The sequence below is a fragment of the Effusibacillus consociatus genome (assembly GCF_042652925.1).
Classification (GTDB): Bacteria; Bacillota; Bacilli; order Tumebacillales; family Effusibacillaceae; genus Effusibacillus; species Effusibacillus consociatus.
Genome location: NZ_JBHSHC010000010.1, coordinates 22943 through 32029, shown reverse-complemented (window position 1 = coordinate 32029; position 9087 = coordinate 22943). Strand labels below are relative to the sequence as shown.

At 48.1% G+C, this 9087-nt stretch carries 8 protein-coding genes and 1 pseudogene; 5 read left to right on the top strand and 4 right to left on the bottom strand.

Translation table 11 applies throughout. From position 1 onward, the window contains the following. Nucleotides 1-532, top strand: a pseudogene (locus ACFO8Q_RS01270) (DDE transposase); the annotation flags it as partial. 360 nt (nt 533-892) lie between these two features. Beyond that, nucleotides 893-2350, top strand: coding sequence for a MocR-like pyridoxine biosynthesis transcription factor PdxR (gene pdxR, locus ACFO8Q_RS01265; protein ID WP_380023692.1), 1458 nt, complete (start codon nt 893-895; stop codon nt 2348-2350). Between the two features lie 92 nt (nt 2351-2442). On the opposite strand, the gene ACFO8Q_RS01260 is transcribed toward pdxR, so the two are convergent. Further along, nucleotides 2443-3126, bottom strand: coding sequence for a metal-dependent hydrolase (locus ACFO8Q_RS01260; protein WP_380023691.1), 684 nt, complete (start codon nt 3124-3126; stop codon nt 2443-2445). A gap of 30 nt (nt 3127-3156) precedes the next feature. Next, nucleotides 3157-4254 carry a DUF445 family protein gene (locus ACFO8Q_RS01255; protein ID WP_380023688.1) on the bottom strand — a complete coding sequence of 366 codons (1098 nt, stop codon included), beginning with the start codon at nt 4252-4254 and terminating at the stop codon, nt 3157-3159. A gap of 457 nt (nt 4255-4711) precedes the next feature. On the opposite strand from ACFO8Q_RS01255, the gene ACFO8Q_RS01250 reads away from it, so the two are divergent. Then, entirely contained in the window at nt 4712-5356 is a 645-nt protein-coding gene (locus ACFO8Q_RS01250) for a superoxide dismutase (RefSeq protein ID WP_417323471.1), read from the top strand. Nucleotides 5357-5810: 454 nt separating this feature from the next. Further along, on the top strand, nt 5811-6236 hold the full coding sequence (locus tag ACFO8Q_RS01245; protein WP_380023684.1) for a VOC family protein: 426 nt from the start codon (nt 5811-5813) through the stop codon (nt 6234-6236). 288 nt (nt 6237-6524) lie between these two features. Here ACFO8Q_RS01245 and ACFO8Q_RS01240 read toward each other — a convergent pair whose 3' ends face one another. Further along, the gene (locus ACFO8Q_RS01240) at nt 6525-6632 is read right to left on the bottom strand and encodes a DUF441 family protein (protein ID WP_380023682.1); all 108 of its coding nucleotides are present in this window, start codon (nt 6630-6632) and stop codon (nt 6525-6527) included. 314 nt (nt 6633-6946) lie between these two features. Between ACFO8Q_RS01240 and ACFO8Q_RS01235 the strand changes: the two genes are divergently transcribed. Further along, nucleotides 6947-7696: an MBL fold metallo-hydrolase gene (locus ACFO8Q_RS01235; RefSeq protein WP_380023681.1), complete on the top strand. Its 750-nt coding sequence runs from the start codon at nt 6947-6949 to the stop codon at nt 7694-7696. A gap of 40 nt (nt 7697-7736) precedes the next feature. Here ACFO8Q_RS01235 and ACFO8Q_RS01230 read toward each other — a convergent pair whose 3' ends face one another. Then, complete coding sequence (locus ACFO8Q_RS01230; protein ID WP_380023695.1) at nt 7737-9086, bottom strand: MATE family efflux transporter; 1350 nt, start codon at nt 9084-9086, stop codon at nt 7737-7739. Between the last annotated feature and the right edge of the window lies 1 nt (nt 9087).

The following is a 9087-nucleotide window of genomic DNA, read 5'->3' as shown; positions in this document are numbered from 1 at the left end:
GATCTATACCCTGCTGGAACACGATGATGTCTCCGCCATCATCGACCTGAACCTCAGGCGTTCCGGCAAATTGGTATACAACGATATGGAAATCGGTTCGGACGGCGTTCCCGTGTGCCCCATTGGCCGGAAGATGATCGGTTGGGGCAAATGCCCCGGCCGTCAACGCGTCAAATGGCGTTGTCCCGCCAAAGTAGGCAAATGGGAGTGTCCCCATCCTTGTTCACCTTCCGAGTACGGAAGGACATTCTACACATCCACTTCGGATAATCCTCGTCTGTTTCCTCGCGTCAGACGCGACAGCAAAGAGTGGAAACAACGATATGCCCTACGGACCGGAGTGGAGCGGTGCATCAAGCGTCAAAAGGTGGATTACAAACTCGAAGCCTCTGAAGGTCGCAGTTCCCGTCACTGGAACATTCGAGTCTACTTGATTGCCATGTGCCAGCATGCCGACGCATGGTTGGAAGAAGCAAGAAAAGCGAACCTTCCTTCACTGGACGAATGGTTTGCAAGCCAATTAACTGCATAGTCACAGGGCTGTTCCATATTTTTAAAAAACCCGATATTGTCGGGTTATTTGGCATGCCCATTTTTTAAAAAGGCTTTCCAAGGTTAACAAAATGGTCGATTTTTGACCCATTCACCCCTTGTCCAGACTCGGATTCATCTCTCTAATTCCGAGCTACTATAAAAACGTCTTCTCCGTTGAAATCACGAAGTCCTCCTTTGTCCAAAACCGCTTCTCTCTGTCCATTAGCTCCTCCCCATTCCCTGCTTGTTTGCCTACAATTCATGGTAAAGCCCGCCTGGAAATTTTTCTCCAGCCAATTGGAGGTTTCTTTCCCCAGCCAATTTGTATATTGTTAGGAATAGGAAGAGGGGTGGAACTATGGAATGGAAACTCGACAGGACAAGCAAAGAACCGCTTTTTCGCCAGATTGCACGCAGCTTTGAGAAACGCATCCAAAGTGGAGAGCTGCCTCCCGGTGCCCCTCTCCCCCCTGAACGAAAACTCGCAGAGGAGCTTGGTGTGAATCGCAGCACAATCACGGCAGCCTACGAAGAACTTCGGGCTTCCGGTCTTACCCAATCGGTTCAGGGCAGCGGCACTTGTGTCAGTGATCATCTATGGGGAGTGTCTCCCAGGCGATTGCCTAACTGGCATCAATACACAAACGGGGGTTCTTTCCTGCCTACACTCCCCCTGAGCAAACGTATTCGGGAAGCCAGTGCGGACCCCCGAGTCATCAATTTGGCAAGAGGTCAGCTGTCGTCTGATTTGTTCCCGGAGGAAGCCTTGTCCGATTTGTTGAAAAGTACACCCTTAACGGCATCCCTCAGCTATCCGGATCCAAAAGGGGACGAAATCTTTCGGCACACCTTATCGGCTCATCTTCAAAAACACTATGGAATAGAGGCAGCACCTGAGGAAATTTTGGTTGTCTCCGGAGCTCAACAAGCGTTGCATTTGCTCACACAGTGCATTTTAAGTCCCGGGGACGCCGTAGCTATTGAGGGACCCTCCTACGCTTATTCTCTGCCGTTGTTTATTTCGGCCGGACTTCGCTTGTTCCGGATCCCCCTCGATGAGCAGGGACTTTTGCCCGACGAAGTGATGTCCCTCTATCAGAAACACAAGATTCGCATGGTGTTTGCAAACCCGACCTATCAAAATCCGACGGGAACCACATTGTCCCTTGCCAGACGAAAGAGGCTGCTCCAGATCTGCGAGGAACTTCGGATTCCTATTGTCGAGGACGATGCATACGGATCCCTCACCCTTCATGGTTCCCAGGCTCCACCCCCGGCCTTAATGAAATTAAACCAGGGAGGCGGCTCAGTGATTTACCTCGGAAGCCTTTCGAAAACGGCTGCCCCTGGTTTGCGAATTGGATGGGTGGCAGGTCCCAGATCGGTGATCGAAAGACTGGCAGATGCCAAACAACAGATGGATTTTGGGACAAGTATTGTGGTGCAGAGGCTGGTCGAATCGTATTTGTCATCCGGACAGTGGGAACGACACCTGCAGCGGATACGAAAGGAACTTACGATTCGCCGTGACGTAATGCTTCAAGCCCTGGATCAGTATGTGGGAGATCAGGTGAAATGGAATATGCCGGAAGGCAGTTATCATATCTGGTGCCGATTGCGGAATGCGATTCCGGATAGGGAGGTGCTGGAAACCGGCATTCAAAACCGGGTCCTATTCCTGCCTGGCGAAATCTATGGGGCTGAGCGGGGGTATATCCGGTTGACCTATGCGGGCGTGTCGGAGAGTGAAATTGAGGAAGGGATCACACGTTTTGAAAGAACCTTGCAGACAGTGAAAAATAGTGCACAAATTTGAGTTTCATTCTCGTGGCTTCAATCATGATGAATTGCTGTTCGCAGAAATAAAATTCCCGGAACCCACAGGGCTCCAAGAATTTATCGCACCGGTTACACCTCAATCGATTGTCCTGCATTCATCACTACGCCTTCGATGCCAGCCGGTTGCAATCTGGCGGCAAATGCATTCGCATCTTGTTCAATCAATGGCCAGGTATTGTAATGCATCGGAATGACTTTTTTTGCTCCCAACCAACTGGCCGCCAGTACCGCATCATCCGGTCCCATCGTGAAGTTATCTCCGATCGGCAGAGCCGCCGCATCAATTTTGTTCAATTCCCCGATCAATTTCATATCGCCAAAAAGGGCTGTATCCCCGGCATGATAGAACGTTTTTCCCTGCATGGTCAGCAGAAACCCGCAAGGGTTCCCCGTGTAGACAAAGGTTCCGTTTTCCTCAATACCGGATCCGTGAAACGCAATCGTGAGTTTCACGCGGCCAAACTCAAATTCATGGGCACCCCCAAGATGCATCGGATGCACAAGGGCCCCTTTTCCGGCGCAATACATGGCCAATTCAAAAGGAGCAATGATCGGAGCGTTGTTTCGTTTTGCAATGTTGATTGCATCCCCCAGATGGTCAGAGTGACCGTGTGTAAGAAGGATTGCATCCACTTTGATGTCTTCCGCTTTTGCAATCGCTTTCGGATTGCCGGTCAAGAATGGATCGATGATCACCGTTTTTCCTCCTGCTTCCGCAAGAAAGCAGGAGTGTCCATGGTATGTAATTTTCATCCCAAATCGCCTCCCCGTTTTGTTGGCAATCTATTGCCACCCCATTATTAATAATGCCTGAATCAAGCCAATTAGTCCACCGAGAAGCGCCCCCAACCATGTGATCATTTGCAGTTCTTTCTTCACCACACCGATAATCAACTTCTCCAGTTTTAGCAGGGAAAAAGAGGCCACCTGCTCCTCGACAATCCGCCGAATTCCGAACACCCGGAGGACGGGCGTAACCCACGCTGCGGCAGACCTTTTCATCCGCATCAGGAAGTCTTCAAGGAATTCGACCATACGTGATCTGTTCTTTAAGAACAGTTCATACAGGTCGAAATCGATCAGCTTTTGAGCCAACTGTCCAACGTCTGCCGCCTCCGCGAAACCGGACGCGACATCCCCCACGTTACGCTCCAAGAGAAATTGCCACTCCGATTGCAATTTCTCTTGCAGAAACCGGAAAGTCGCCGGGCTCTCCAGCATTTTTTTGACCTGTGGAATCAGTTCTTCGACGAGCTTGTCCTCTTTCACGAACATCACCGCCATTTTCCCCAGCATTCCGCCATCCAGCAAACGCTGTTGAATTGTATCTGCCAGGAACCGGCGGCCATCAGGGGAATCGATCCAATCCTGCGTTTTTTCCAGCAGCAAACCTGCGAGTTTATCGACTCGCATTGTAATGGAAGCACGCAAGGAGGAGGGGAGCAGATCCTCCAATTTTTTCCTGCACAGCTGAGGAAGCACCGTGGTCTCATAAGCTGTACGGGCCCATTTTTCAAAATCCTGAAAAAGTTCCTCCACCGTCCTGCCCGTGAGCTTGGCTAACAGGTGGCCAATTGTCCGCTCATCCGCCAATACAGCTTCAGTTTGCTCAAGAATCCGCGAGCGCATTTCTTCCAACCATTCCGGACGATTCAGCGAGGCTATAATTCCTTCTTCCGTAAGCAAGTGCTCCTCCACTATTTCACCCAGCTTCTGAGCGATTTCCGGTTGGCGCTTTGGAATCAATCCGGGGGTTAAAGGAACTTTCACGCCAAACAGCCGGTGTTCCTGCCAAGGACGAAACAGCATCAGAATCGCAATCAAATTTGTACCCCAGCCAATCAAGGCTCCCACTGTCACAGAAACTATCAGTGCTGTCATCTCATCACCATCCCGCTACGTGACTATTATACCCCCTTCAAAGCACCTCTTCGCATTTTTCGTAAACAAGTACCCAAATTCCATCCACTTACATACCGTTAGGTTGTAGGTCGATATATCCAGATAAAAGGAGGATTTGGTTCCCATGTATCCGACGTTGTCAGACACACAATGGCTGGATCACATAATCTATAGGGCTTCTCATCAGGAAAAATACATTACAACGCTGCAAAGAAGATCGAATTCGCTGGAACTGACAGAACAGTTGGACAAATGGTTGGATAGATTTGCGCAATTGCGAAAAGAGGTTGAACAATACAAAGATTATGCACGGGCAGGTTCGTATTCCGCGCTCTCCCCGGCAACGTATAAACTTCTCCAGAGAGCTTATCAGATTGATTACGACTTCATTCGTTTTTTGGAACATCCCACATTGGCAAGGATTTCGGAACAACAGCTGGAGCCACCCGCTCGCCCTGTCCCTGTCGGGGAACATGTGTTGCCTCCGCTTCCCTATGCGTATGATGCGTTAGAACCTCATATCGACGAAAAAACGATGCGTATCCACCATACAAAGCACCACAAAAGCTATGTGGACGGGTTAAACAAAGCAGAAAAAGAGATGCAAAAAGCTCGGCAGAGTGGAGATTTCTCCTTGATTCGGCATTGGGAGAGAGAGGCAGCATTTAACGGGGCAGGCCATTATCTTCACTCGATATTCTGGTACAACATGAAGCCAGGTGGAGGGGGGGCCCCGACAGGAGCGATCGCTAGGGAGATTCAGCAGACTTATGGCAGTTTTGAAAAATTCAAGCAGCATTTTACCGAAGCGGCGGATAAGGCGGAAGGAGTCGGATGGGCCTTGCTTGTCTGGGGCCCGCGTTCTCACCGCACTGAAATTTTGCAAGCGGAAAAACATCAACTGCTCAGCCAACAAGATCAGATTCCACTAGTAGTACTGGATGTATGGGAACATGCCTATTATTTAAAATACCAGAATAACCGGCGGGACTATATCAATGCCTGGTGGAACACAGTAGATTGGAATAACGTAAACGAACGTTTTGAACAGGCCAGGAAAATAAGATGGAATCCATTCTAACCGCCACAACCATTCTATCTGCCGATATTTTACTTTGAAGAGACAGCGCCCATGCCGAGCGGACCATGAAAACGTCCTGTAGATCTTCTCTACAGGACCCTGTTTCCTATAATTCGAAACCTGCAGCGGCCTTCTGGCCGGTTCCTCTTCCCTAACTTATCTACGAAAACTTCCACCGCCTGAATCCTATTTTTACCGGTGGTCGTATCATTCGAATGCACCCCAAAATTGTTCTTTAACCACAACTTCAGCCACAGGTAAGCGAATCAGGAAACCGGAAGCTCCTCACGAATCACCTACTAATCCAAGATCCCCCATATAGGGAGGCGTTCCTGCCCTTTCGCACAACAGTCTGCCCAAATGGTTCGTTGACAAGTGTCAAACGGTGGACTGTACGATTTTCGGGCATAGCAGGAACGAAAAAAATAATTAGGACCCAAGGAGCTGATTAATTATGACATTGCGATTGACCCCCTATTTAATGATGGACGGAAATGCAAAGGAAGCTATCCAATTTTACGAAAAAGCATTGGATGCCAAAGTTCTCTTTCTCCAAACTTTCGGAGAGATGCCGGAAAACCCCGAATTTCCTTTACCGGCAGATGCAAAGGATCGTGTGGCACACGCAATGTTAAAAGTTGGCGAAACGGACCTTATGTTTTCTGATAGGTTTCCAGGTCAACCCCATCAACAGGGAAATCAGGTTACCATCTGTATTTCAACTAACGACATGGAAAAATCAAGACAAATTTATGAAGCCTTGCAGCAAGACGGTCAAGTGAACATGCCGCTGCAAGAAACATTTTTTAGCCCTGCTTACGGTATTGTAACCGACAAGTTCGGTGTAACCTTCCAAATTTACACTGAGGGACGTCAATAATACAATAAAACGGCTCTGTTCGCAGCGTTGCGACAGAGCCGTTCTCCGTTTGCCTTTGGATTTCTATAAGTAAACAGATATGTACCGAAAACAGGACGAGGACCTTCTTCACAAAATCAGGCTTTGTACATCTTTTCATTACTTTTTACTTATTTCGGGTGATGTTAGCTCCAAGGGATCTCCCCTAAATTGTTCAACAAAACTGCCCGTTTCACACAATAGGCTGCCACTCCCATGACATCCTTCTGCGTTAACATTAAATTTATCCTTTTATTATCAGTTATGTTATTACTTATGAAACAACTTCATTATCAGTGCAAGCAATCCTGATGTAATCAAAGGTCCTACAGGGATACCTCCCCAAAAGGCAGCCGCTACCACTGCCCCTAAAATCATAGAGGAAGAACCTGACGATCGCTGAGACCTAAAAGCTGTGCAGCCTCTTGGACGGTGATAGATTTTTCTTTCAACCGGTCCAACACCTTAACCCGTTTCAATTGCTCTCTTGTCAAAGTAATGATCTCCTGTCCCATGGTGACATTTTCTCAGACGGGTTATATGGTGACAATATCACAGACGTACAACAGCACATGACTATAAATACTTGACAAAATACAAATTATATGATATAATAAAAAAATTTATTTACAAAAATACGTGGTTGGTATTATATAGATTAGAAATACAAGAAGTAACACGGGAGGGATAAGATGCAAGTAGCCAATGGTGTTGAAATGCTAGAAATTGCAGCAACCGTTATGGGAAAGGTACATATCATTCATCCTACGCTTATCTGGGACCAGGATACGGCGATCTTGGTGGACGCGGGATATCCTGGCCAACTGCCAAAATTTCGTGAATCAATGGAGAAGGCCGGAGTCCCTTTTGATAAGCTCAGCAAAATAATTATGACTCATCAAGACTTGGACCATATTGGAAGTTTGCCGGCTATTTTGAGTGAGTCACCTCATAGAGTCGAAGTGCTGGCGAATGAAGTGGAAAAACCGTATATTCAGGGCGAGAAAAGATTGCTGAAATTAACTCCGGAGGCTATAGCCCAGGCGATTGACTCTTTGCCGGCTGAGGTGCCGGAGGAATGGCGCATGGCATTTAAAGCGGTGCTTGAAAATCCACCCAAGACCAAAGTTGACAAAACGGTAGCTGATGGAGAGGAATTGCAGTACTGCGGAGGAATTACCGTTATCAACACCCCCGGTCACACTCCCGGGCATATCAGCCTGTACCATAAACAGAGCAAGACCCTTATCGCTGGGGACGCAATGATTGTTGTTGATGGTCAATTACTCGGACCGGACCCGCAATATACTCTTGATTTGAACTTATCGATTGAGTCACTGAAAAAGCTCACTCGGTACGACATCGAAACGGTAATCTGCTACCACGGCGGCCTGTATAAGGGTAACGCAAACGAGCGCATCGCGGAATTGGCCAACGGGTAAATGCTGCCTGATCGAACTCAATCTACATCCACCGTCAGCACTACGCTGACGGTGGATGAGCAGCTTTTGCCTGAATGCTTAGCCAATCTACTCTGTAATATCGGATCATGACGGTGATCCCATAGACCATGATGAAGATATAAAGCGAGAGCCACGAGCCGATGCTCGCCCACTGAAACACAAAGGTGAGCAGGTAGCATAACGGAAGGAACAGCAGCCAACTTAGGAACAGAGAACTCCAGAGCAGAAACGACGTATCCCCGATGCCTCTTAATCCACCCGAGTATATCATCACAAGCCCGTCAAAGATCTGAAGGTAAGCGGATATCTTGAGCAGGTAAGCGGTGAGCTGGTAAACCTTCGGGTCATCCGTATAGATCCTTGCAATCGGTTCGGCGAAGATAAACTCTACTGTTCCCAACGCAAACATCAATAAACTACCCAAAATAGCCGTATCGGTTCCCCATCTACGGGCTGCGATCCGTTTCCCTCTTCCGATTTCCTGTCCGACCAAAATCGTCGCAGTGGATCCAAATGCAAATGCTGGCATAAACCCAAATCCCATCACATTGAGTGCGATTTCATTTGCCGCAAGCGCATGAGTTCCAAGCCGAGTCACGAACATAGTGAAAATAAACATGGAGATGCTTAGGGCAAATTCTTGAAATCCCAGCTTTGAACTTTCGAGCAGTATCAACCGGGATTCAAACAGGTTCAAGCCTACCTTCATTCGCGTACCAAATCGGTTATGCAATCGGCAGAAATATACATACACGCTCAGGATGAATGATATCGTTTCTCCGCAAAAAATGGCCCAACCGGCACCCGCAAGCCCGAGATTCGGAAACCCCCAGTGCCCGTAAGTGAGGGTATACGTGAAGAAAACTACCGCTAAGTTTCCAATCAAAGAGATGAGCATCGGAGTCCTTGTATCTTCAATTCCCCGAAAAAAACCATGAAAGGCAAAAGTAAATATGGAAAACACCATTGCGTAAAAGCGAATCCCCAGGTAATCAGAACCTTCCGAAACGAGATCGGGGCTTCCTCCTATCAACCGCAGGATGTCATCATTGGCGGCACTTCCAGTTAGGAGCACAAGTGCCCCGGCCATTGCACAAAGATAAAGAGCGATGTAGGTCCTTTCTATCCCTTGTCTCATTGTGTTTCCACCGTAGTTTTGCGCCACCAGATAATTCACTGTATGTCCAATCCCTGAAAAGAGAGCCCACGCATTATACATCACAATGTTGGACACCCCGACGACCGCAATCGCCAAAGCTCCCAGTTCCCCAACCATGATGAGACCGATGGTACCCGTGAGTGTCATGGAGGCAAAAGAGACAATCGACGGAAGGGCAAGGAGCAAAATCTTTTTCCATTTTGAGAGCATA

Bases quoted from the DNA above. Each gene is read 5' to 3' on its own strand.
- pdxR (WP_380023692.1), top strand. From the start codon at position 893: ATGGAATGGAAACTCGACAGGACAAGCAAAGAACCGCTTTTTCGCCAG.
- ACFO8Q_RS01260 (WP_380023691.1), bottom strand. From the start codon at position 3,126: ATGAAAATTACATACCATGGACACTCCTGCTTTCTTGCGGAAGCAGGA.
- ACFO8Q_RS01255 (WP_380023688.1), bottom strand. From the start codon at position 4,254: ATGACAGCACTGATAGTTTCTGTGACAGTGGGAGCCTTGATTGGCTGG.
- ACFO8Q_RS01245 (WP_380023684.1), top strand. From the start codon at position 5,811: ATGACATTGCGATTGACCCCCTATTTAATGATGGACGGAAATGCAAAG.
- ACFO8Q_RS01240 (WP_380023682.1), bottom strand. From the start codon at position 6,632: ATGATTTTAGGGGCAGTGGTAGCGGCTGCCTTTTGGGGAGGTATCCCT.
- ACFO8Q_RS01235 (WP_380023681.1), top strand. From the start codon at position 6,947: ATGCAAGTAGCCAATGGTGTTGAAATGCTAGAAATTGCAGCAACCGTT.
- ACFO8Q_RS01230 (WP_380023695.1), bottom strand. From the start codon at position 9,086: ATGCTCTCAAAATGGAAAAAGATTTTGCTCCTTGCCCTTCCGTCGATT.